Origin of the sequence: Pseudomonas sp. FSL W5-0203 (genome assembly GCF_001896155.1) — a bacterium.
GTDB lineage: Bacteria > Pseudomonadota > Gammaproteobacteria > Pseudomonadales > Pseudomonadaceae > Aquipseudomonas > Aquipseudomonas paracarnis.
Genome location: NZ_MPOR01000007.1, coordinates 147,508 through 170,385, shown reverse-complemented (window position 1 = coordinate 170,385; position 22,878 = coordinate 147,508). Strand labels below are relative to the sequence as shown.

Annotated in this window: 17 protein-coding genes; 8 read left to right on the top strand and 9 right to left on the bottom strand. The window is 60.8% G+C overall.

The genetic code is table 11. The features are described from left to right. Positions 1-119: 119 nt before the first annotated feature. Both hexR and BOP96_RS09405 read left to right on the top strand, forming a co-directional pair. Positions 120-986 (top strand): transcriptional regulator HexR, encoded by an 867-nt coding sequence (gene hexR / locus BOP96_RS09410; protein ID WP_003177007.1) that lies wholly within the window; start codon positions 120-122, stop codon positions 984-986. Between the two features lie 205 nt (positions 987-1,191). Continuing rightward, positions 1,192-1,389: a PA3496 family putative envelope integrity protein gene (locus tag BOP96_RS09405; protein WP_020302818.1), complete on the top strand. Its 198-nt coding sequence runs from the start codon at positions 1,192-1,194 to the stop codon at positions 1,387-1,389. On the opposite strand, the gene BOP96_RS09400 is transcribed toward BOP96_RS09405, so the two are convergent. Next, the gene (locus BOP96_RS09400; RefSeq protein ID WP_014720552.1) at positions 1,319-2,293 is read right to left on the bottom strand and encodes a LysR family transcriptional regulator; all 975 of its coding nucleotides are present in this window, start codon (positions 2,291-2,293) and stop codon (positions 1,319-1,321) included. The genes BOP96_RS09405 and BOP96_RS09400 overlap by 71 nt on opposite strands. 196 nt (positions 2,294-2,489) lie before the next feature. Between BOP96_RS09400 and BOP96_RS09395 the strand changes: the two genes are divergently transcribed. Both BOP96_RS09395 and oadA read left to right on the top strand, forming a co-directional pair. Then, the gene (locus BOP96_RS09395; protein WP_003195732.1) at positions 2,490-3,905 is read left to right on the top strand and encodes an acetyl-CoA carboxylase biotin carboxylase subunit; all 1,416 of its coding nucleotides are present in this window, start codon (positions 2,490-2,492) and stop codon (positions 3,903-3,905) included. 11 nt (positions 3,906-3,916) lie between these two features. After that, positions 3,917-5,725, top strand: a complete 1,809-nt coding sequence (gene oadA, locus BOP96_RS09390; RefSeq protein ID WP_073452533.1) for a sodium-extruding oxaloacetate decarboxylase subunit alpha — start codon at positions 3,917-3,919, stop codon at positions 5,723-5,725. Between the two features lie 84 nt (positions 5,726-5,809). Here the strand turns inward: oadA and BOP96_RS09385 are convergent, their stop codons facing one another. Together BOP96_RS09385 and BOP96_RS09380 are read right to left on the bottom strand one after the other, a co-directional pair. Further along, complete coding sequence (locus BOP96_RS09385) at positions 5,810-7,111, bottom strand: autotransporter outer membrane beta-barrel domain-containing protein (RefSeq protein ID WP_032901867.1); 1,302 nt, start codon at positions 7,109-7,111, stop codon at positions 5,810-5,812. Between the two features lie 109 nt (positions 7,112-7,220). Further along, the gene (locus BOP96_RS09380) at positions 7,221-10,187 is read right to left on the bottom strand and encodes an autotransporter outer membrane beta-barrel domain-containing protein (RefSeq protein WP_073452530.1); all 2,967 of its coding nucleotides are present in this window, start codon (positions 10,185-10,187) and stop codon (positions 7,221-7,223) included. 223 nt (positions 10,188-10,410) lie between these two features. Here BOP96_RS09380 and BOP96_RS09375 point away from each other — a divergent pair, with 223 nt between their 5' ends. Further along, the gene (locus tag BOP96_RS09375; RefSeq protein WP_038452025.1) at positions 10,411-11,751 is read left to right on the top strand and encodes a type II toxin-antitoxin system HipA family toxin; all 1,341 of its coding nucleotides are present in this window, start codon (positions 10,411-10,413) and stop codon (positions 11,749-11,751) included. Next, positions 11,748-12,026 carry a helix-turn-helix domain-containing protein gene (locus tag BOP96_RS09370; RefSeq protein WP_014720548.1) on the top strand — a complete coding sequence of 93 codons (279 nt, stop codon included), beginning with the start codon at positions 11,748-11,750 and terminating at the stop codon, positions 12,024-12,026. Before BOP96_RS09375 ends, BOP96_RS09370 begins: the two co-directional genes overlap by 4 nt. 3 nt (positions 12,027-12,029) lie before the next feature. Here the strand turns inward: BOP96_RS09370 and BOP96_RS09365 are convergent, their stop codons facing one another. Both BOP96_RS09365 and BOP96_RS09360 read right to left on the bottom strand, forming a co-directional pair. Continuing rightward, complete coding sequence (locus BOP96_RS09365) at positions 12,030-12,800, bottom strand: amino acid ABC transporter permease (protein ID WP_073452529.1); 771 nt, start codon at positions 12,798-12,800, stop codon at positions 12,030-12,032. Next, positions 12,797-13,618, bottom strand: a complete 822-nt coding sequence (locus tag BOP96_RS09360; RefSeq protein WP_014720546.1) for an ABC transporter substrate-binding protein — start codon at positions 13,616-13,618, stop codon at positions 12,797-12,799. Before BOP96_RS09360 ends, BOP96_RS09365 begins: the two co-directional genes overlap by 4 nt. Positions 13,619-13,732: 114 nt before the next feature. Between BOP96_RS09360 and BOP96_RS09355 the strand changes: the two genes are divergently transcribed. Continuing rightward, the gene (locus tag BOP96_RS09355; RefSeq protein ID WP_014720545.1) at positions 13,733-14,635 is read left to right on the top strand and encodes a homocysteine S-methyltransferase family protein; all 903 of its coding nucleotides are present in this window, start codon (positions 13,733-13,735) and stop codon (positions 14,633-14,635) included. A gap of 115 nt (positions 14,636-14,750) precedes the next feature. Here BOP96_RS09355 and BOP96_RS09350 read toward each other — a convergent pair whose 3' ends face one another. Genes BOP96_RS09350 through BOP96_RS09340 form a run of 3 tightly spaced genes read right to left on the bottom strand, consistent with a single transcriptional unit; the run spans position 14,751 to position 16,514 of the window. Beyond that, the gene (locus tag BOP96_RS09350; RefSeq protein WP_014720544.1) at positions 14,751-15,422 is read right to left on the bottom strand and encodes a GNAT family N-acetyltransferase; all 672 of its coding nucleotides are present in this window, start codon (positions 15,420-15,422) and stop codon (positions 14,751-14,753) included. A 10-nt stretch (positions 15,423-15,432) separates the two neighbouring features. Beyond that, the gene (locus BOP96_RS09345) at positions 15,433-15,879 is read right to left on the bottom strand and encodes a GNAT family N-acetyltransferase (protein ID WP_014720543.1); all 447 of its coding nucleotides are present in this window, start codon (positions 15,877-15,879) and stop codon (positions 15,433-15,435) included. Next, complete coding sequence (locus BOP96_RS09340; protein ID WP_019818148.1) at positions 15,876-16,514, bottom strand: FMN-binding negative transcriptional regulator; 639 nt, start codon at positions 16,512-16,514, stop codon at positions 15,876-15,878. The genes BOP96_RS09345 and BOP96_RS09340 overlap by 4 nt, the downstream gene beginning before the upstream one ends. 87 nt (positions 16,515-16,601) lie before the next feature. Between BOP96_RS09340 and pdxR the strand changes: the two genes are divergently transcribed. Next, positions 16,602-18,140, top strand: coding sequence for a MocR-like pyridoxine biosynthesis transcription factor PdxR (gene pdxR / locus BOP96_RS09335; RefSeq protein ID WP_073452526.1), 1,539 nt, complete (start codon positions 16,602-16,604; stop codon positions 18,138-18,140). A gap of 4 nt (positions 18,141-18,144) precedes the next feature. On the opposite strand, the gene BOP96_RS09330 is transcribed toward pdxR, so the two are convergent. Then, positions 18,145-22,767, bottom strand: a complete 4,623-nt coding sequence (locus BOP96_RS09330; protein ID WP_073452524.1) for a dermonecrotic toxin domain-containing protein — start codon at positions 22,765-22,767, stop codon at positions 18,145-18,147. Positions 22,768-22,878 lie beyond the last annotated feature (111 nt).

Sequence of the window (22,878 nt, the reverse complement as noted above, 5' to 3'; positions counted from 1 at the left end):
GAATCAGGGGGGAGTAGGGCGATTTAGTGATGCATCACACGGGCAAAACGACAATTCTTGTAGTATAACTACAAGCTTGCTACATCCCTGGCGCCTGCCAATAACAAGAGTCCTGCCCTTTGAACCTGTTGCAACATATCGCCCAGTCGCGCCACCTGTTACGCAAATCGGAACTCAAGGTTGCCGATCATGTGCTGCTTGACCCTGCGGCCGTGATGCACAGTTCCATGGCCGACCTGGCCCACAGCGTGGGCATCAGTGAGCCGACCATCGTGCGCTTCTGTCGCGCCATTGGGTGCTCCGGGTTTCAGGATCTGAAACTCAAGCTGGCGCAAAGCCTGGCTGCTGGTGCGAGCTTCGGCCAGTTTGCAATCCATGAAGACGACTCCGTCGCCGACTACAGCCTGAAAATCTTCGACACCACCTTGCACACCTTGATGGAAGTGCGCGAGAAGCTCGACCCGGTGGAGCTGCAAAAGGCCGTGACCGCGATGTCCCAGGCCCAGCGCGTCGAGTTCTACGGCTTCGGTGCGTCCGGCGCGGTGGCGGCCGATGCCCAGCACAAGTTCTTCCGCCTGCTGCTGACCGCCGCGGCCTACAGCGACCCGCACATGCAGGCGATGTCGGCGGTGACCTTGAAGCCCACAGACGTGGCCATCTGCATTTCCCAATCAGGTCGTTCCAAAGACCTGCTGATCACCGCCAACCTGGTGCGTGAAAGCGGCGCTTCGCTGATCACTCTGTGCCCAAGCCAGACGCCATTGGCGGAGCTCTCCACGGTGAACCTGGCGATCGACGTGCATGAAGACACCGAAATCTACACGCCGCTGACCTCGCGCATTGCCCACCTGGTGGTCATCGACGTGTTGGCAATGGGCGTGGCCATGGCCCGTGGCCCGAGCCTGGTCAACCACCTCAAGAGCGTGAAGCGCAGTTTGCGCAGCCTTCGCCTCTCGCCAAAATCCGTCAAAGCCCTCGACGACTGAGGGTCTGTGGGAGCTGGCTTGCCTGCGATAGCGGTCTGCCAGTTACCCTCTTCATTGCCTGATACACCGCCATCGCAGGCAAGCCAGCTCCCACATGGATTTGCGCCAGCTTCGCAAGATTCATCATCCTGTAACCCCCGCGCCGCCAAACCGTCATCCCCCGCGCCCATCCTGTACTCCCCGTACTCGCATTGGGAGACTCCAAATGACCCGGCCCTACGAAGACAGCAACAGCACCGTCAAGACCCGTCGTCAGCAGGAAGACCAGCGCCGCATGGCGTTCCGTCGCGCCATCGAAGATCGTTGCGAGGAGCGCCAGTTGCTCCAGAGCATCAGTGACTACCCGGAACTGCATTGGCAGGCACCCGTGGCTGCCCAGCGAAACGCTCAGCCAACGCGCTGATCTGCACCCGTTCGCTGCGAATAAAGCCCAGGAACGCATGGGCCACCGGTGACAGGCGTTTAGCCTTGGCCTGCACCAGGCACCAACTGCGGTACAGCGGCAGTTCTTCCACCGGCAGCTCCTTGAGCCCGCCGGTGGCCAGCTCCAGGTTCAAGGCGTGGCGCGTCAGCAGGGCCACGCCCAACCCTGCCGCCACACACTCACGCTGCGCCTCCGCCGAGGCCACTTCTACCGTTTGGGTGAAGTGCACGCGTTTTTCCTTGAAGTATTCTTCGCAGGCCAGCCGCGTGCCAGAGCCCGGTTCGCGGATGAGCAGGGTATAAGGCTCCAGGTCTTGCAGGCGCAGCGGCCCTTGCAGGCTCAAGGGATGATCCGGCAATGCCACGGCCACAATCGGGTTGTTGAGAAACGGCAGGAACTCCAGGCCCATGTCCTGGGGCACCATGGACATGATCACCAGGTCATCACGGTTGTCCGAGAGCCGGCGGATTACCTGGGCACGGTTGACCACCGTGAGCTGCAATTGCACTTCCGGATGCTGGCGCTTGAAGGCGGCGAACAGGTGCGGCACGAAATACTTGGCGCTGGACTCCACCGCCAGTTTCAGTTGGCCTTGCAGTGAACCCTGCATGTCCGACAGCTGCATATCGAGGTTTTCCAGGCGCCCGAAAATATCGCGGCTGGCCCGTTGCAAGGCTTCGGCGGCCTCGGTCATGTAGAGTTTTTTGCCGACATAGTCGAACAGCGGCTGGCCGACCAGTTCTTCCAGCTGGCGAATTTGCAGGCTGACCGCCGGTTGGGTGAGTGACATTTCCTCGGCGGCACGGCTGTAGGAACGCAAATCACACACTTCATTGAAGATCTGCAATTGACGCAATGTCATACGCATCAATGACTTACGCATTTTATAAGCCCTTGGCTCTTCGGTCGTCCGGCCAACTATAAGTCTTTACTTATACACAACCCAATAATTATTGATTTTTGTTAATTCTCCTGTGCGCATAGTGTGTGTCTCGCGACTGTCATGAAACATTTGGTCACGCGCCGACCCGCCTCAAGCGGGTCGAAGAACGCAGCAATCGGCTCAAGGGAATTTCCAAGTGATAAAAAAGATCCTGATCGCCAACCGTGGTGAAATTGCCGTACGAATCGTGCGTGCCTGCGCCGAGATGGGCATTCGCTCGGTCGCGGTTTATTCGGACGCCGACCGCCACGCGTTGCACGTCAAGCGTGCCGACGAAGCCCACAGCATCGGTGCCGAGCCACTGGCCGGTTACCTGAACCCGCGCAAGCTGGTGAACCTGGCGGTGGAAACCGGCTGCGATGCGCTACACCCCGGCTACGGCTTCCTGTCGGAAAACGCCGAATTGGCAGATATCTGTGCCGAGCGCGGCATCAAGTTCATCGGCCCGTCGGCAGAAGTGATTCGCCGCATGGGCGACAAGACCGAAGCGCGCCGCAGCATGATCAAGGCCGGTGTGCCAGTCACGCCGGGCACCGAAGGCAACGTTGCCGACATCCATGAAGCCCTCACCGAAGGCGACCGTATCGGTTACCCGGTGATGCTCAAGGCCACCTCCGGTGGTGGCGGCCGTGGCATTCGTCGTTGCAACAGTCGCGAAGAACTCGAGCAAGCCTTCCCCCGCGTGATTTCCGAAGCCACCAAGGCCTTCGGTTCGGCGGAAGTGTTCCTGGAAAAATGCATCGTCAATCCCAAGCACATCGAGGCGCAGATCCTCGGTGACAGCTTTGGCAACGTGGTGCACCTGTTCGAGCGTGATTGCTCGATCCAGCGTCGCAACCAGAAGCTGATCGAAATTGCCCCCAGCCCACAGCTGACCCCCGAACAGCGCGCCTACATCGGCGACCTGTCGGTGCGCGCGGCCAAGGCTGTGGGCTACGAGAACGCCGGTACCGTGGAGTTCCTGCTCGCCGAGGGCGAGGTGTACTTCATGGAGATGAACACGCGGGTGCAGGTGGAACACACCATCACCGAAGAAATCACCGGCATCGATATCGTTCGCGAGCAAATCCGCATCGCCTCCGGCCTGCCGTTGTCGGTCAAGCAGGAAGACATCCAGCACCGGGGTTTCGCGTTGCAGTTTCGTATCAACGCCGAAGACCCGAAGAACAACTTCCTCCCAAGCTTCGGCAAGATCACCCGTTACTACGCCCCCGGCGGTCCCGGCGTGCGGACTGACACGGCGATCTACACCGGTTACACCATCCCGCCGTTCTACGACTCCATGTGCCTGAAACTGGTGGTGTGGGCGTTGACCTGGGAAGAAGCCATGGACCGCGGCCTGCGTGCCCTGGACGACATGCGCCTGCAAGGCGTGAAGACGACCGCCGCCTACTACCAGGAAATCTTGCGCAACCCGGAATTCCGTAGCGGCCAGTTCAATACAAGCTTTGTGGAAAGCCACCCTGAGCTGACCAACTACTCGATCAAGCGCAAACCCGAAGAGCTGGCCCTGGCCATCGCCGCCGCCATCGCCGCCCACGCAGGCCTGTGAGGAATATAACAATGAGCAAGAAGATCTTCGTAACCGACACCATCCTGCGCGACGCCCACCAATCGTTGCTGGCCACCCGCATGCGCACCGACGACATGCTGCCGATCTGCGACAAGCTCGACAAAGTCGGCTACTGGTCCCTGGAAGTCTGGGGCGGCGCAACCTTCGACGCCTGTGTGCGCTTCCTCAAGGAAGACCCGTGGGAGCGCCTGCGCCAACTGCGCGCCGCACTGCCCAACACGCGCCTGCAAATGCTGCTGCGCGGCCAGAACCTGCTGGGCTACCGCCATTACAGCGACGACGTGGTCAAGGCCTTCGTGGCCAAGGCGGCGGTCAACGGTATCGACGTGTTCCGCATTTTCGATGCGATGAACGATGTGCGTAACCTGCGCGTGGCCATTGAAGCGGTCAAGGCCGCTGGCAAACATGCACAAGGCACCATCGCCTACACCACCAGCCCAGTGCATACCGTGGAAGCGTTCGTGGCCCAGGCCAAGCAATTGGAAGCCATGGGCTGCGACTCCATCGCGATCAAGGACATGGCCGGCCTGCTCACGCCCTACGCCACTGGCGAACTGGTCAAGGCACTCAAAGCCGAGCAGAATCTGCCGGTCTTCATCCACTCCCACGACACCGCCGGTCTGGCCGCGATGTGCCAACTCAAGGCCATCGAAAACGGTGCCGACCATATCGACACGGCCATCTCCAGCTTTGCCTGGGGCACCAGCCATCCGGGCACCGAGTCGATGGTAGCGGCCCTTAAAGGCAGCGAGTTCGACACCGGCCTCGACCTGGAACTGCTGCAAGAGATCGGCCTGTACTTCTACGCCGTGCGCAAGAAGTACCACCAGTTCGAGAGCGAATTCACCGCCGTCGACACCCGTGTGCAAGTCAACCAAGTGCCGGGCGGGATGATCTCCAACCTGGCCAACCAGCTCAAAGAGCAGGGCGCTCTTAACCGCATGAGTGAAGTGTTGGCCGAGATTCCACGAGTGCGTGAAGACCTTGGCTTCCCGCCGCTGGTAACGCCGACCTCGCAGATCGTCGGTACCCAGGCGTTCTTCAACGTGCTGGCCGGTGAGCGCTACAAGACCATCACCAACGAAGTGAAGCTCTATCTGCAAGGCGGTTACGGCAAGGCGCCGGGCACGGTGAATGAAAAACTGCGTCGCCAGGCCATCGGCAGCGAAGACGTGATCGACGTGCGCCCGGCGGATTTGCTCAAGCCGGAAATGACCAAGCTGCGCGGTGAAATCGGCGCATTGGCCAAGTCCGAAGAAGACGTGCTGACCTACGCCATGTTCCCGGACATCGGGCGCAAGTTCCTCGAAGAGCGCGACGCCGGCACCTTGGCTCCTGAAGTGCTGTTGCCGATCCCTGAAGCGGGCGGCGTGGCCCGTGCTGGCGGCGAAGGCGTACCGACCGAATTCGTTATCGACGTGCACGGCGAAAGCTACCGCGTGGATATCACCGGTGTCGGCGTGAAGGCCGAAGGCAAGCGTCACTTCTACCTGTCCATCGACGGCATGCCGGAAGAAGTGGTGTTCGAACCGCTCAACGAGTTTGTCAGCAGCGGCGGCAGCAAGCGCAAGCATGCCACCGAACCGGGCCATGTCAGCACGGCGATGCCGGGCAATATCGTCGATGTGCTGGTCAAGGTCGGCGACGTGGTCAAGGCCGGCCAGGCCGTGCTGATTACCGAAGCCATGAAGATGGAAACCGAAGTGCAGGCAGCGATTGCCGGCAAGGTGAGCGCTGTACATGTGGCCAAGGGCGACCGGGTGAATCCTGGCGAAATCCTGATTGAGATCGAAGGCTGATCACAGCCTTCGAGACTGACGTTTAATCCTCGGGGGGGCAGGTGCTCCCCTTTTTTTTCGCCTGAAATTCAGGCGTTCCCGGGCTTAGAAGCTCATTTTCCACTGGCCCATCAGGCCTTGGTCGTGGCCATGGTTGCCGGCTTGGCTGGTATAGGTCAGGCCGACGCTGTGTTGGGTGGACAAGGCAAGGTCCAGGCCTGCTTGCAAGTCAAAGCTATCGCGGTCCAGGGCGGTGCCAGTGATGGTGTAACCGTCGATCAGGCCTGGCGCATAGCGCGAGGTTTGGCGGACCTGGCTATTGACGTCGCCATACAGGTGCTTCCAGCTCGTACTTAGGTGAGGCGTGAGGCTCATGTTGTTGTCGAAGCGATACAGCGTTGCCAGGCGCAGGCCAAAGGTGCTGTTCAAGTTTCGCTGGGTTTGTGGGCCGACGTTCAATGCGGTTACGCCGCCGCTCTCTTTGAAACGGTCGCGCTGATAGCGTTGGTAGCCGAGGCCGACGAAGGGTTCGACAGTGGAATCACCGCTGCCCAATTGATAGCCGAGTTCGGAGAACAGTGTCTGGCTGCTGGCGTTGTATTTGCTTTTGAGCGAGTCGTGGTAATTGAGCAGGCTGACGCTGCGTTTGTTCTGCCCGGCATGGTTGCTGTAGATCGCCCCCAGGCGCAGGGCGAAGGGGCCGTCCTGGCGCACGGCGTAGCCGCCCAAGTGCCAGCTGTCCAGGTTGGCGGCATAACGCGGGGCATCGAAGTGGCTGGAGGTCTTGGCGCCCATGACACCCACCCGCCAGGCATGGTCGAGCGCCCAGTCGGCGCCCAGCAACAGGCCTTGGGTATCGTGCTTCAAGCCGGCGCTGCCGTGTTGTGCGTCTAGGCTGCCGCCGTTGCCCAGGCCTTGCACCCAGAAGTGGCCGTCGTCGTCAGTAGGCAGTGTGCGCAGGGTGGCGAGCAATTGGCGGCTCAGGTGCTGGGTGGTGGCCTGGGTTGCGGTGGCCAGGTTGGCGTTTTGGCTGGCGGCCAGTTGCTCAAGGGCTGCGCCGATCCCTCCGGGTTGCTTGCTCAATTGCTCAAGTGATTTTTGCAGCTCCTTGAGGTCTTCCGAGTCCAACTCGCCGGAGGCCACCAGTTGAATCACTGCCGGCTCCAGCACCTTGGCGACCTGCAGGCCGTTGTGCGAAGTGGCCTGCTGGGTGAGGAATCCGTCGAAGGGCGGTGGAATGGGCGGCGCTTCGAACTTGGGTATAAACGCCCCGCTATAGTCGGTGGCGTCGTAGGGATGGTTCTCATAGGGCTTGTATTCGATATCGCCTCGCGCGTGGGCGGGCTGAAAACTCGCGGCCACTGCCAGGCCGATGACGATTGCGGTTCTTTGAAGTGTAAAGGGCATGAATTCCCAACCTCTGATGAATGAGGCCGGGAATTTAGGCGAGGTGCGGGGGGATAACTGTCAGGCTATCGACCACCGTTTTGCGGGAGTTGTCTCTAGTACGGTGCGATTAAAAACTCATCTGCCATTGGCCGGTCAGCGCATGGTTGCGGCTGTTGCTGCCCACTTCGCCGGTATAGCCCAGGCCCAGGCGATGACGGACGGATAAGCCTACGTCCAGGCCCGCTTCGAGCAACAGGCTGTCCCGATCCAGCACACTGCCTTGCACATTGAAGACGGTGCCACCGGCCAGGAAAGCCTGGCGTGTGGTGCTGTCGACATCGCCATAGGTGTGCTTCCAGCCAAGGCTGGCGCGGGGTGTGAGGCTGACGCCGTTGTCCAGCTGGCTCAGGTGCGCCAGGCGAAGGCCGAAGGTGCTGCTGAAGTTGTCCTGGGTCTGGCCCTCGACATGCAACGCAGCGGCGCCGCCTTTTTCGTTATAGCCGTCGCGTTGGTAGCGCTGGTAGCCGAGGTTGGCGAACGGTTCTGCGCTCAAGCGGCCACTACCCATGGCGTAGCCCAGTTCAGCGAAAGCCTGCTGGCTGTTGGCGTCATAGTCGCCCTTGGGGCGGTCGTTAAAGCCGTTGAAGGCCACCGTGCGTTTACTGTCGCCCTGATGCCCGCTGTAGGCCGCACCCAGGCGCAAGGCCAGTGGGCCGCTCTGGCGCAGGGCATAGACGCCGGCGTGCCAGCTGTCGACGCTGCCGTCCACACCGGTGGTGTCCAGGTCGGTCTTGGAGTAACCGCCCAGCACACCCAGGCGCCAGTCACTATCCAGCGCCCAATCGGCGCCGAGCACTGTGCCTTTGGTGCGTTGGGTCAAGCCGTTGCTGCCGTGCTCGCCATCGAGCTTGCCGTAGCTGCCGATGCCTTGCAGCCACAGGCGGCCGCGCGCGTTCGGGTCATTGAGGTTGCGCACCTCGGCGGGCACGCCGGTGGCGGCCAGTACCGGCGTATCTTGGTCATTGAGCCCCACCAGCAGTCCCGCACCGCCACCCACCTGGTGCATGGCGGCGAGCATGCTGTGGCCCACTTGCGCACTGGCATTGAGGGTGGCGCTGGTGAGGTTGGCGGTGCTACTGCCCGCCAGTTGCTCGATGGCTGCCCCGGCTGTGGCGGTGGTGGTATTGAGCAGGGCGTTGTACAGCGGGTTGTTCGTGCCCAGGCCTGCCAGGCTGTTGGCGGCGCTGGCGCCATTGCCGGTGCTGGCGAATTGGTTGAAGGCGATGTCGTTACGGGTGTATGTAAGGCCGACCTGAGTGGCGCTGTAATCCAGGGTTGGGGTCAGGAAGGCGTAGTCGCTGGTGACCTTGCCAAACGTGCCATTGATGCTGCCGGCTTGCAGCACGCTGTAATGGCTTTGCCAGGGGTAGGTGCCTTCGCCGGGGTTGACCGCCAGGGTCGCGCCATTGAGGTAAGCGGTGCCGCCGACCTTGATCGGCGCGCTGCTGCCGTCGGCGTTGACGCCATAGGCCAGGGTCGAGCCGCTGCCCATGCGCAAGTCGCGGTTGATGGTGGCGGTGCCCAACGCGGTGTTGGTCTGCAGGGTGCCGTTCACCACCAGGCTGCCCACCGAGCCGCCGCCGGCATACACACCGCCTGTGTCGACCGTCACGTTACCGGTAATCCCGCCTTGGTTGACCAGCTTGGCACCGCTGGAAATCTTGCCGCCGTCGCTGAAATCACCCTGGCCGGTCAACGTCCAGGTACCTTGCTTGACCTCCAGCCATTCAAGGTTGCGGCTGTCGCCAAAACTGCCCCCTGCGACGTCGTCCAGGGTCAGTCGGTCGTAACCGCTGCTGCCGTCCACCGTGCCGATAAAGCGGCTGCCGTTGCGCAAGATCAGCTGGTCATCGCCGCCGCCCAAATCCAGGGCCAGGCCATTACTGCCGCTGATGGTGCCGCTATTGATAACCGTGTCGGCATAGTTGCCGACGAACTTCACGCCAAAGCCATCCAGGCCCTGAATCGTGCCGTGGTTCTCCAGGATGGTAGCCGCGAGCCCCGGCCCGTCGCTGCCGTCGTCCACCAGGATGGCATTGTTGGCACCACTGACCAACGCGCCTTTGGCGTTGTAGAGAGAGCCACCGCCCAGGGCGATCCCTTCGCTGCCGTTGGCAAAGCCGTTCTTGTCGACACCCCCGGCGCCGACACCCTGGATGACGCCGTAGTTTTCGATATGGGCGATCTTGTCGATGTCCACGCCGTCACCGTCGCCATCCGGTTGCAGCCCGGAGAACGCGCCGGTGATGGTGCCGTGGTTGATCACAGTGCCGTCGCCATCGGAACCAAAGCCCGAGCCGTTGCGGCCGATCACCGTGCCGTAGTTGGTCAGCGTGGCGCCCTCGTCCGTGGTGATGCCATGGCGGCCACCGGAAATCAGGCCATAGTTGGTCACCGTCACGCCGCTGGCGGAGTCGATGTCCACGCCATCGAACTTGTCATCGCGGGAGAAGGTGTTGCCGGTGGAGATCTCACCGTAGTTAGTGATAGAGGCGTTGGCGCCAGTCTTCATGCCGTCGCTGGCCTCCCCGCGAATCAAGCCACCGGCACGGTTGATGATCGTGGTGGTGACGTTGCTGCTGCGCAGCGCATCCAGGTCCAGCCCTTGGCCGGTGGCCGAGCGAAGGGTGCCGCTGTTGTCGATCAGCACGCTGCCGCTGACAACGTTACTGTTGATGCGCAACGCATCATTGGCACCTTGAATCACCCCACCGGCAAGGTTGTAAATGCTGTACCTGCGCTCCCCGCTGACGTTCCCCGAACTGTCGATACCCCGACCGCCACTGGAGACCAGCTTGCCCGCGTTAGTCACCACCACCCCCGCACCGCGGGTGCCGTCCTTGAGCGTCACCGCCACCCCGGAGGTTGTAATGCTGCCAGGCGCCGACGTGGTCAACGTATCACTGCCACCCAGGGTTTGCCCCTGTGTCGTAGGCGTGTCGATCTGCAGGGTCTTGGCTGCGGCTGCTTCAATGAAACCGCCGCTGGCCAACAGGGTGATGGCGAGCGCGAGGCGTTGTGGACACGGGGGCATGCTGGGCGACCTTGTTATGGCAAGCGAGTCGACTGGTATAGCGCAAGGTCGTTGCAGAAATGTGTCGCAGTGATGACGGTCAAGTCGTATGCATTAAATTGCATATCTCCAGGTCTTTCCCCTCCATATCTGCATTTTAATGCATATATAAAGACACTCTATGAGTGAAAAATGCACTATATTGCATGTGTTGCTCTCATCACTGCTTAGCTGGTGCACTAAATTGCAGAAAGACACCGCTTACTCTTTGACGCTGCAAATTTTCACCGCCGGGCACTGGCATGATGCTATGCGGCTTGAATTTCCTGAACCGCAACGGGGTTTTGTCGGGCCCTGCAGGTTTCATTACCGCCAGGATTATCTGGCCGATCACCTCGAAGAGATCCAGCAGCCTTTTTGCTACGCGGCCAGTGCCCGGTTCCCGCTGGATTGGGACGTTACGGTGCTCAAGTCAGCCCCCGCTTTTTTGCACGATATCGCGCCAGCCGGCGCGGCCAAGCGCTTTTTGATGCAGCGTCTTGGTCGTGAGAAACCCCAGGCCATCGATGACGACTTGTTCTTGCTGGGGCGCAGTACGTCGGCGCCGATTGGCAACATGCGGATCAAGGAGTCCATCCAAGCCCTGGGCGGTGAAACCCCGATGGGGTTTGCACGACATGAGGTCGTCAGTCGCGATAGCCGTTTCCTGGAATATGCCTATGAACAAGGTGCTGCCATCGGCGGTGCTACCGGAGCAGGGGGCGAGGCACCGAAATTGTTGATGACCCAAGGCGTAGATGGCTTGCTGTATCCAGACGCGATCCTGAATGACGCTGACGTCGCTCAGCACTGGTTCATCAAGTTCGCGCGCAACCAGGCTACGCAGACTGATCAAGATATCCTGCGAAGTGAGTACCACTATTACCGGGCGCTTGAGTCTCTTGGCATCGAAACGGTCGCCACCCAAGGGCTGGCGCTGGAAGAGGCGACAAAACCCAGCCTGTGGATGCATCGTTTTGATCGCAGGCTGGGTGAGGGCGGTGTTGAACGGCTGGCCGTCGAGTCGATCTATTCCTTGGCCGGTGTGACCACCCCTGGCAGCTACATGGATCATCTGGAGGTGGTGAGGCTGTTGGTCGATCAATGGCGAGCAGTGGGACAAGAGGACCACGTCGCAGATCTGGTCGCAGAGTACCTGCGCCGGGATTTGCTGAATAAAGTGCTGGGTAATTCGGATAACCACGGCCGCAATACATCGATCATCCGCGAGCCCAAGGCGCTGCGCCTGGCCCCCATTTATGATTTGGCACCCATGGTAATGGACGCTGAAGCCGTCACTCGAACCACCAAATGGCCCAAACCCTTGGAAATCGCCGGGGATATCAATTGGCGAGCGGTATGCGAGGCTCTGGCCGACCTCGTCGACCCCGAGCAAAGCTTTGAACGCCTGCGACAAACAGCCGAGCACCTGCGTGCATTACCGGATCTTCTGGTGGCCAGTGGCGTGCCCGCTGTGACCTTGAATCACCCAAGCATCCCATTAGGGAAACTGGACCTGCGTCTCAGGCAGTGGGGGTTGAGATGACGATTAGCATGGATGCTCGTGCGTTGTTGATCGACAGCGTCGAACAAGGCTTGGCCGGTGGCTCGCTTGAGCTGGGCTCCGCCGTACGCCGCCTGCGCATCGAAGTGACCGGCCTGCACCAAAGCCAGTTCGCCAGAATGTGCAAAATTTCGGTGCGTACCCTGGTGCATATCGAACATGGCGATGGCAACCCAACCCTGAAATCGCTGAATGCCGTGTTTCGGCCCTTCGGTTTGCAGATGGGCGTGGTCAAGGTGCGGCGCAACAGGCCCTGACCGTCAACCGCGCCGCACGTAGCCCTTGCCGAAATGCCGCTCCATCCGCGCCTGGATCAATTCGAGCCCCAGGGACATCACCCAATAAATGATCGCCGCCGTCGTGAGCATCTCGATATAGCGGTAGCTTGAGCGGCCATAGGACTGCGCCAGAAACATCACTTCCCACACGCCCATCACCGAGATCAGGGAGGAGTCCTTGAGCATCGAGATGAACTGGTTGGTGGCCGGCGGGATGATGGTGCGCATGGCCTGGGGCAGGGTCACGTGCCAGAAGATCGCCCTGTCGCGCATGCCCAGGGCCAGCGCGGCCTCGCGTTGGCCGTGGGGCACGCCGAGGATGCCGGCGCGGAAAATCTCGCTCAGGTAGGCGCCGTAATTCAGTGACAACGCGATGATCCCGGCGACGATGGCGCCTGGCACCAGCCCCAATTGCGGCAGGCCCAGGTAGATCAACAGGATCTGGATCAGCAGCGGCGTGCCGCGAAAGAACGAGGCGTAGAAACTGGCGATGCCGAACGCCACGGCACTTTTGGACAGGCGCCCCAACGCGGTGATAAAGCCCAGCACCGACGACGCGACAATGGCGCACAGGCACAAGAACAGTGTCAGCGCCGCGCCTTGCAGGAAGCCGTTGGGCGCAAGGTGCAGGCCGACCAGGTTGGGCAGCTTGTTGAGGATGATCGAGAACTTCAGGTCAAAGCTCAGGAAGAAACTCGCAAACAGCGCGAACAGCGCCGCCCAGGTCAGGTAAAGCCGTAGGCGAAAACTCATCGGCTGATATCGGCGCCGATCCATTTTTGCGACAGCGCGCTCAAGGTTCCGTCCTGCTTGAGCTGGGCGAAGACCTCACGCACTTTGCTGTCCCACTGCGGGTCGCCTTTCTCGATGGCCACCGAGTTGGGCTCCGAGTACAGCGGCGCACCGGCGAGCTTGAAACGCTTGTCCTGGGTCAGGCGCGGCTGCGCGGTGACCAGGTTGGTGAGGATCGCATCCAGGCGCACGCCAGCGCCCAGGCCCAGATCCTGAAACGCCACGTTGTCGGTGTCGTACGGGGCGATCTGCACCTCCTCGAACGGGTACTGCAACTGCGTGTCTTCGGCGCCTTCGATCACCAGGTTCTTGTTCAGGTAGCTTTCGTAGCTAGAGGCGCTAGTGAGGCCGACTTTCTTGCCGCTCAGGTCCCGGGCGTCGTGGATGCGGTCGTCCTTGGCATTGACCACAATCACGGCGGGCGAGGCGTAGTACTCCACCGGGAAGTCGAACACCTCGGCGCGTGCCTTGCTTGGGGTCATGGAACAGATGCAGATGTCGTAGCGCCCGCTCCAGCGGCCGGCGGCGATCACGTCCCAGGACGGAGTTTCCAGGCGCAACTTCACGCCCAGTTTTTGTGCCACGGCCTTGGCCACGTCCACGTCGAAACCGTCGAGCTGGTTCTGGTCATTGAGAAATGAAAACGGTGGATAGCTTTCCATCAGCACGCCGACCAGTTCTTTTTTCTGCTCGACACGATCCAACGTGGCACCGCCAAAGGCTTGGGTTGAAGCAGCCAACATCGTCAGGCCCAGGGCCAACAGCGGTCTGAATTTCAAAATCGAACACCTGAATAAAAAAGAGGTTGTTATTAACCGAACGGTACGCATTAAATAGTTATAAGAACGACTCTCATAGTGAGTTATTTTCATAAGCATATGAGTAAAAAGCATATGGGCGCAGTAAGCACAGTAATTCTCGATGGTGGCATGGGCCGTGAACTGCAACGCCGTGGGGCGCCGTTCCGTCAGCCGGAATGGTCGGCACTGGCCTTGAGCGAAGCGCCGCAAGCGGTGGAGGCGGTGCACGCGGCCTACATCGACAGCGGCGCCAATGTGATCACCAGCAACAGTTACGCGGTGGTGCCGTTCCATATCGGCGAAGCGCGGTTCGCCCAAGAAGGGCAGGCGCTCGCCGCCCTGGCCGGTGAGTTGGCGCGACGGGCGGTGCAGGCCTCCGGTAAAGCCGTGCAGGTAGCCGGCTCACTGCCGCCGCTATTTGGCTCTTATCGCCCAGATCTGTTCCAGGCCGAGCGCGTCAGTGAGTTGCTCACCCCCTTGGTGAACGGCCTGGCCCCGCATGTCGATCTGTGGCTGGCGGAAACCCAGAGCTCAATCGCTGAAGCACGGGCGATCCATGCCGGGCTGCCTAAGGATGGCAAGCCGTTCTGGCTGTCGTTTACCTTGAAAGACGAAGACACCGACGAGGTGCCGCGCCTGCGCTCCGGCGAACCGGTGGCGGACGCAGCCGAGGCGGCGGCGCAACTGGGGGTGCAGGTATTGCTGTTCAACTGCAGCCAGCCGGAAGTGATCGGCGCGGCGATTGACGCTGCCCGCCAGACCTTCGACCGTTTGGGTGTAGCGATTCAGATCGGCGCCTACGCCAACGCTTTCCCGCCGCAACCCAAGGAAGCCACGGCCAACGATGGCCTGGACCCGTTGCGCGATGACCTCGACCCACCCGGCTACTTGCAATGGGCGGCCGATTGGCAAGCGCGCGGCGCTAGCCATCTGGGTGGATGCTGCGGCATCGGACCGGAGCATATTGCGGTGCTGGCGCAGCGCCTGACCGACTGATTCACCGCTAGTCAAACCTGTGGGAGCTGGCTTGCCTGCGATGGCATCAACTGGTTTTGCCTGATACACCGAGGTGTCTGTATCGCAGGCAAGCCAGCTCCCACACATGTGAGTATTAACCCCGACACTCTGTGAGTGTCTTCAACTGGCCCGACCCACTCTGGTTCGCCTGCGACAACCACGCCTCAAACCCGGCACCGACCTTCGGCCATTCCGAATCCAGGATCGAATACCACGCCGTATCGCGGTTCTGCCCTTTGACCACCATGTGCTGGCGGAACACCCCTTCAAAACTGAACCCCAAGCGCTCGGCTGCGTACTTGGACCGCGCGTTGCCGTTGTTGCACTTCCACTCCAGCCGACGGTAGCCCTGCTCGAACGCATATTTGGCCAGCAGGTACACCGCTTCGGTGCTTTTCGGCGAGCGCTGCATCGGTGCGCCGAAGGTGACGTGGCCGATTTCGATACGGCCTTGCGCCGGGACGATGGACATCAGGCTGAGGATGCCCTGAACCTGGCCCGTTGCGCGGTCGATCACGCTGAAAAAGTACGGGTCGCTGTGGGCGGCGTGGTTGTTCAACCAGGCGTCGAAGGCACTGCGCTCGGTGAACGGGCCGTAGGGCAAGTAATCCCACAGCTTCGGGTCGGCCCCTGGGCCTTCAAGGGCTTGCCACAGTTGATCGGCATGGCGCGCCGGGTCGAGCTTTTCCAAGTGGATAAAACGCCCTTCAAGCAGTTGCGCTGTCGGCGCCGGGACGCCTTTCCAATCAGCGAGGGAAGTGATCATGCTGTGCTCCTTAAAGACCTTTGCGAAATTGGATGAAGCCTGGGCGTTCGGCGATGCGCTCGTAGAGTTGGATCGCGGTGGCGTTGGTCTCGTGGGTCAACCAGTGCACTTTGCAGCAGCCATCGGCCTTGGCGGTGGCGTAGACGAATTCGATCAGCTTGCGACCTACGCCCGTGCCACGTTGGGTCGGGTCCACCAGCAAATCCTGCAGGTAGCAGGAGTTCTCGATGCTCCAGTTGGAGCGATGGTAGATGAAGTTGACCATGCCCACCGCCTTGCCGTCCTGCCAGGCCAGTGCCGAATGGGTCGGCTCGCGGGGGTCGATCAGGCGTTGCCAGGTGCTTTGGCTGACGGCGTCCGGCAGTTCGGTGTTGTAGAACGCCAAGTAGGCCTGCCACAGCGGCAGCCAGGCGGCTTGGTCGGCGGCTGTAACCTGGCGAATGTCGATCAAGCTCATTCTGAAACTCCTTGGGGAATAAAGCGGGCGAGGGTCTGGTCACGTACATCGGCACTGGCGGCCAGGCCGTCACGCACACCGGCCATGTCGGCGGCGCTGCGGTTCTGGCTGAGCTTGCGTTTGCCCACCAGGCGCTCGATCGGCAGGGCAAAGCCGACGATGGCCTTGAGCATGCCGTCAATGTAGTCCGCCGGTGCGTCGCTGACACGCCAGGGTTGGGCGCGGCCGCTTTCATGGCGGTCGGTGAGGGCGGTGACCACCTTGAGCAAGCGCTCGGCGTCGCTGAATACCGCAGGCGTGCCATAGGCGTGCACGGCGATGTAGTTCCAGGTCGGGACCACTTTGCCGTGCTCGGCCTTGGCGGGGTAAAACGCCGGGCTGATATAGGCGTCGGCACCGGCGAAGATCACCAGCGCTTCACCGCCATTTTGCAGCTCGCGCCATTGCGGGTTGGCTTTGGCCAAGTGACCGTACAGCGTGCCATTGGGCCCTTCATCGGGGTTGAGCAGCAAGGGCAAGTGGCTGGCTTGCAGGCCGTTTTCACCCACGGTTACCAACTGCGCCAGACGGGTGTGCTGGATCAGTTGCTGGATTTCGGGCAAGTCATCGAGAGCAAAGGCGCGGGGTGTGTACATGGAGATTTTCCTTGGCGAATGCCTGCATCCTAGGCAGGCTATTGGTTCGTTGTAAGAGCCATCTAGCGCTATTTTTATAGGTCCAATATGCCGCCTGTTTCGCCACCGTTGTCCTTCAACCCCGCCGGTATCGAGCTGGACCGCCGCCAGGGCCTCACGCGCCAGCTGTATGAGGCCCTGCGCCAGCGGGTATTGGATGGGCGATTGGTCAGTGGCACGCGGCTGCCCGCTACCCGTGATCTGGCGGCGGCCTTGTCGATTTCCCGCAACAGCGTGGTGCGCGCCTACGATCAGCTGTACGCGGAGGGGTTTATCGAAAGCCGGGTCGGTGATGGCACCTATGTTGCCCAATTGCCGATGGCCGAAAAACTATCCACAAAAGTATCCACAGGGTTGTCAACAGGCTTATCCCCAGGCTTATCCACAAAATGGGCGAATTTGCCCGAGGATTTAGATGACGAAGTTATCCACAGCGCCGGTTTGGCACGGGTAAAAGACCATCATCTGCCTCAGCCGCCGTTGGGACCGCCCCGGGCATTTCGCGTGGGCGTACCCGCCTTCGATCTGTTCCCGTTTGAGGTATGGGCCAAGCTGAATGGGGCGTTCTGGCGCAAACCCGACCTGGAACAGCTGTGCTATGGCGACCCGGCCGGTGACGGTCGCCTGCGCGGTTTGATCGCCGCGTACCTGCGCAGCTCGCGCGGCATGCAATGCACGGCTGAACAAATTGTGATCACCAGCGGCGCACAGCAGGCCATTAGCCTTTGTGCACAGTTGCTGGTGGAGCCTGGGGATGGCGTGGCGGTGGAAAACCCTGGCTATCGCGCGGCCGGCCATGCATTCGCTTTGGCCGGCGGGCGACTGCATGGCGTGCCGGTCGACGGCGAGGGCATGGATTGCCAGGTGCTCAGTACCCTCAATGATTGCCGCGTGGCGTATGTCACGCCTTCCCATCAGTACCCGCTGGGCGTGGTGATGAGCCTGGCTCGGCGCCTGGAATTGCTGGCCTGGGCCGAACGTTCAGGCGGTTGGATCGTGGAAGACGATTACGACGGCGAGTACCGCTACAGCGGCGCGCCGCTGTCACCGTTGGCCGCGCTGGATCGCAGTGGCCGCGTGCTGTATGTGGGCACCTTCGGCAAGGTGGCGTTCCCGGCGTTGCGCCTGGGTTACCTGGTGTTGCCACCAAGCCTGGTGCAAGCCTTCACCCGGCGCCGCGCCGTGGACGTGCGTCACTCCGAAGTCAGCACCCAGGCGGTGATGGCCGAGTTCATGGCGGCGGGGCACTTCCAGCGCCACATTCGTCGGATGCGTCGTGCCGCGCTCAGCCGGCGCAATGCGTTGTTGGCCGGATGGCCCACCGGGTTGCCCGGGGTCGGCGCGTTGCCAAATGCCGCGGCGGGTTTGCACATCACGGTGCGGGTGGACAGCCTGGCCCGGGAGCAGGCGTTGCTCGCTCAGGCCCGTGCAGTGGATGTCGAGATCAATGGTTTGAGCAGCTATTGGCTGGCTGGCACACGCCCGCCACCGGACCAGCATGCTGGCCTGGTGATGGGGTTTGCCGCCGTGCCGGAGGCGGCCATTGCGCAGGCGCTGGCGCGTTTGCGTCAAGCGTGGAAGGCGTAGCCGATCAGTTCTTGAAGAACAGCGACTTGGCCAGTTGCTCACCGATACTGCGGCGGTGGATTTCTATGATGTCCCAGTCACTGGGCCCGGTACGTTGGTGGGCGCCGCCGAGCCGATGTTGTTCGCGGGTCTTGAGATGATCCTTGGTGAAATTCTCCAATGCAGCGTTCTTGGTTTCATAGTGAAAGTGCGCGTACCACAGCGCCGTGCCATTCTCGTTATCGCGAATCTCGTACTCGTCCAGAAAGTCCTTTCTGGGCCCCTTGAGGGCACGCCGAGTGATGACCTTGACGATGGTGATCAGCCCCTGGCTGTGCAGCCAGTTCACCCGTTCCGCGGTTGGGGGCTGGCGCTTGATCATGTCGATGTAGGTTTCTTTGCCCTGCCGATAGAAACGTTGTGCCGCGTCTTTGAGATGACGATTGGTCACAGCAGCGGAGGTATGTTCGCTTTCTGTGAGATTGCGCTGGGTCAGCGCTTCTTCGATGTTCTTCGACGCGTCTTCCAGCGTCTTCGCATAGTCATCGAACATATCTTGAATGTCTTGCGGAGCATGCCAGGGCTTTGTTGAGAAACCCTTGTATTTGCGAATTTCGGCGTGTTCGCCCTCCAATAGCGTTTGCCCAGCGTTGATGCTGGTGTCCAGGTCCACCGAAACAGGCACGGGTGGGTGCAGCGCAGTTTTGTGCCGTGTGACCCACACCCCTGGCGACTTTTCATGGAATGTGGCGATCACCTTGCCGGTCATGCCGGCCCTGACGTCTACCAGGGAACTGTCGGTTTCACGCGGTTCACCCATTACCAAGCCGTGATGGCGTGTTTTGATTACTTTGCGCCGCGGGCGGGGCTCGGTCTTCGAGCTGCCGGGCTTGGGCTCCAGGGCTTTCTTCGTTCGCAGCAATTGCGCCAGGTCGTGCACGGCCCTTTGGCTGAACTCGCCAATCTGTTGGCGGAAACTTTCCAGGCGGCTTTTGTGCAAGTGTTGTGGGTAATCGGCGTGAAGATCGAGCAGGCGCTGGTCGGCACTGGAAAATTGCTCTACCAGGCTGTTGAGTACATCGATGCGCTCATCCAGTGATGCGCCATTACCGCGTTCCACAATCTCATTGAAACTCTCGACGTTCAGTTCGGCGCTATCGACGATCTGGCCCATCCGCTCGCGCAGCGTGGCGGGGATCTGGCGTTGCTCTTCATCGATACACAAGTAGCGGCCCAGGATGATCTCCAGGGATTTGAGTTCAGTGAGGGTCAGCTGTGGCAACTCCCCGATGGTTTTACGAATGACGGCTGCACCCTCATCTCCCAATGCTCTGAGATCGTTGAAACGGTCGTTGATGAACTGCAGGCGCTTGATGATTGCCTGGTTCAGGGTGGACAGGTCTTGGGCGCTGCGAGCCTGGTTTTTATAGTCGATGTCCACCTCGGCGTCGAGGATTGGGGACGACGACTTCAGGGCCTCCCTATAACTCACCACTTGTTGCTCCAAAGCGATCTGAGTCAGTTGCAATTGCTGTTTCAGGTAACCGCTCATAGTGCTCTGGTAGGTGGGCACCGTGTCGATGATGCTCAAGGACTTCAGTTGGCTGATCGCTTCGTCATACGCCGCCAGCCGGCTGTCGACTTTACCGATGAACGTTGTACGTCGCAGGTCCGTGGACGGGCCAGGGGCAGCGTCCAGCGCAGGCTTTGCCTCAAGCACGTCCAGCTGTTGGCGGGCGGCGACCGCGTCGAAGGCGTTGAGTTGAGTCATAAGTGCCGCAATGCGCGCCGGCTGATCGATCTTGACCGCACGCCGCCGGTTTCGAAGACCGCCGCCGCGTAGCCGCAAACGGACATCGACAAACCATTGCCCCGCGAGGTTGCCGATCAGCGGTGGGCCGGTACGCGAAGGTTCCTTCGGGTCGATGATGACGACGCTGTCGTTGTCATCCACCGTGACCTCGAACCAACGCTCGCTGACCGGTGCGTACCACTTATCTGCAAGCGGATAGAGATTGAGATGGTGACCGGGGTTTTTATTTTGTTCACCGAGTTTTTCGGGCTTGGCGACCTTGAAGCTGTCGAGCGTCTTGGCCAGTCCGAGGCGGCTGTGACTGAGGGCTCCGCGAGTGTGCACGGGGCCTTGATGCTTGGCTGAAAGTTGGCTGTCGGAAATAGTGGCCTGTTGGACTGAAGTAAATGTCTTCTCGGTAACGGACGGCCTGCCTACCGTTTCAATCGTCGTTTTCGTGGGTTCAGTGCCGACCCTGGGGGAAGCGGATCGCTTGGACGCTCGAGGGTGGCGCAGGGCGATGTGCAGCGTTAGGGCCATGCCGAGGTTGAGGAAGACATCCACCAACGCTGTCCAGGAGGCGGGCTGGTCACTCTTGTTCACGGCCTCCTCAGCGGCCTGCAGGTCGTCCATGATTTGCCAGACCCAAGCGGCGATGCCAAGGGTGCGGCCCAGGAAGGGCAGGGCGGCGTGGAAAATTTGCCAGCCGGCCTGTCGAAAGGTCGCCCAGCGTTTCTGTACGTTGGACACCGACTGGCGTGTCGCCAACTCGACCATGGCATTGGCGTTGGCCTTGAACAGCGTGGCAAAAATGTCATTGCCCATTTCTTCATCGCTCAACGTCATCGGGCCACTCATGTACAGCACGGTGAGCGGTTCGACCAGTGCGCGCACCACGGTCCAGGGCGAAGGAAGGGTGTCGGGGAAAACGTATTGGGCGTAGTTGAATCTTTGCGGTTCAGGTAGCCAGGCCAACACCGACTCGCGCAAGGAGCGCTCATGTTTGATGGCATAGAGCAGGTTTTGCCGCGACGCAAATTGCATCAGGGCCGGCTCCAGCAATGGCCGATAGAGTACGCAGGGACCGTTGCCGGAATGCTTCGGGCCAATCACGAACATATTGGTGACCACGTCTTGCTCAGGCCCGGGGCGCAGACTGGGCACGAAGGCCAGGCGGCGGATGACAATGGGGTGCCCGTCGACACGGCGCGCATGTTCATCGGGATGCATGACGGCGGCGACGTAGCGATAACCCAGCTCATCGAAGCCGCCCTGGCTGCGGATTTTCATCTGCAGGGCCAGCAACGGCAGTTGAATCTGCAGGTGGCGGATGTAGAGCTGTTGGCGGTGACTCGACTGGGTGGGGTCATCGAGCAGTTGCTGTTTGACCAGCGCGGGGTAGCGCTGACCGATGTCGATGTCCTCGATCACGTCTTTCAGGTAGCTGTAGGTCAGCCATGCGGGGGCGTCACCGCCCCTGCCGTTGTAGTGCACTGTCACGTTGCCGGTGGGCAGGCCGGTGAGGTTTTCCAAGGCTAGGTCGATCAGGCTGCGTCGTGTGGTGTCCACGGCTCCGGGGACGATAAACGTGCCCCACAGCACTGGGCTCTCGATAACGATTTCGATGTTATCCAGGTTCAGGCGCGCCCCCGCTTGGGGGGAGCGGATAAGGTTTTGCAGCTGTGTCCGGGCGTAGTCACGAATGGCTGGAATGCCGTCATGAAACGTTTCGCCGTGATAATGGCTGTGCAGTTGGGCCAGGTTGATCATATAGCGGCCGTAGGCGGCGATATCGGAGTCCGTTGCCGAAGCCAGCCAGTCTGGAAGTTGTCGGTGAATATCGCGGATATTCGACAGCTGGTGATCGCTCATTTCTTCGATACTGGGCACGATGCGGGCAACCGTGGTCGCGGGCACCTTTGCTTCGGCCAGGTTACCCAGGCCGGATTCGCCATAACTGCCTATGGCGTAGATTTGCAACGAGATCAGATTGCAGGCCAGCGTATCGAAGAAGTTGCCGTCGGGTTCATACAAGCGCCATTGCAAGGTGGCGTCGCTGGCGGGCGCACTCATTCGCGCAGGCAGCGCGGCACCCAATTGTGCCAGTGACTCGAACGTTTCATACCCGCTCACCAACGAGTGCGTCAGGATCATCGGGCGATTGGCGTGCTCGCCCACCAATACGGTGATATCCAGGAAGCTGGCATGGGTGGACCGGCCGGCTTCAAGAATGTCCACGTCGACCAGGTACGCGTGGGTCTTGTAAGGGTCTTTCAGCGAGCGTCTGGCCAGGTCGGGTTCCTGGAAAAATGCACGTGCCATCGCGCTTTCGTGCTCACTCAGGCCTTGCTCTTCGGTGATGTTCCACACCTTCCTCAGTGTGCTGGATAAGGATTGCCAGCGCGGACCGGTGGTGCCATTGGACGCGTTCCAGAAGTCCAGTTGCTGTTCCTGGAATGCAGTGAACAGCAGGTCGGATAGCTCGTTGATCAGGCGTGCGATGGCATCGATTTTCACTGCCAGATGCACAGGAATCAGAGCGTACGGCTGCAAGGTGAGGAAATGTTGGCCGTCGATATAGGTCACTCTCTCGCTGGACAGTGCCTGGCGGGCCAGCACTGAGGTGAGCGATTCGACAGTGGCCGGCGCACGCACGACGTCGTTGCCGACCACCACCCATTGAGGGCTGACGACCATGGCCAGGTCGGGTTCGATATCCAGCGTGGGATATAGCGCCTTGATAGCTGAGCGCAATGCCGTTGCGGCCACTTCGCGGATAGTGGGGCCACTGGTTAACTGGGTCAGCAGTTCATAGGTAGTAGGTGGACGGTGATTGTTGACAGTGTCATTGGGCATGCGCAGCTCCTTTGCATTCAATGGCCCGTACGGGCTTTAAGGAACGCGCAAGGTAGCGAGCGACGTTACCGCAGGGGTGGTAGATACGTCGCGCTGCGGCTGGCTGCGGTC

Coding starts and splice junctions, on each gene's coding strand:
- BOP96_RS09405 (WP_020302818.1), top strand. CDS start 1,192: ATGACCCGGCCCTACGAAGACAGCAACAGCACCGTCAAGACCCGTCGT.
- BOP96_RS09400 (WP_014720552.1), bottom strand. CDS start 2,293: ATGCGTAAGTCATTGATGCGTATGACATTGCGTCAATTGCAGATCTTC.
- oadA (WP_073452533.1), top strand. CDS start 3,917: ATGAGCAAGAAGATCTTCGTAACCGACACCATCCTGCGCGACGCCCAC.
- BOP96_RS09385 (WP_032901867.1), bottom strand. CDS start 7,111: ATGCCCTTTACACTTCAAAGAACCGCAATCGTCATCGGCCTGGCAGTG.
- BOP96_RS09380 (WP_073452530.1), bottom strand. CDS start 10,187: ATGCCCCCGTGTCCACAACGCCTCGCGCTCGCCATCACCCTGTTGGCC.
- BOP96_RS09370 (WP_014720548.1), top strand. CDS start 11,748: ATGACGATTAGCATGGATGCTCGTGCGTTGTTGATCGACAGCGTCGAA.
- BOP96_RS09365 (WP_073452529.1), bottom strand. CDS start 12,800: ATGAGTTTTCGCCTACGGCTTTACCTGACCTGGGCGGCGCTGTTCGCG.
- BOP96_RS09355 (WP_014720545.1), top strand. CDS start 13,733: ATGGGCGCAGTAAGCACAGTAATTCTCGATGGTGGCATGGGCCGTGAA.
- BOP96_RS09350 (WP_014720544.1), bottom strand. CDS start 15,422: ATGATCACTTCCCTCGCTGATTGGAAAGGCGTCCCGGCGCCGACAGCG.
- BOP96_RS09345 (WP_014720543.1), bottom strand. CDS start 15,879: ATGAGCTTGATCGACATTCGCCAGGTTACAGCCGCCGACCAAGCCGCC.
- BOP96_RS09340 (WP_019818148.1), bottom strand. CDS start 16,514: ATGTACACACCCCGCGCCTTTGCTCTCGATGACTTGCCCGAAATCCAG.
- pdxR (WP_073452526.1), top strand. CDS start 16,602: ATGCCGCCTGTTTCGCCACCGTTGTCCTTCAACCCCGCCGGTATCGAG.
- BOP96_RS09330 (WP_073452524.1), bottom strand. CDS start 22,767: ATGCCCAATGACACTGTCAACAATCACCGTCCACCTACTACCTATGAA.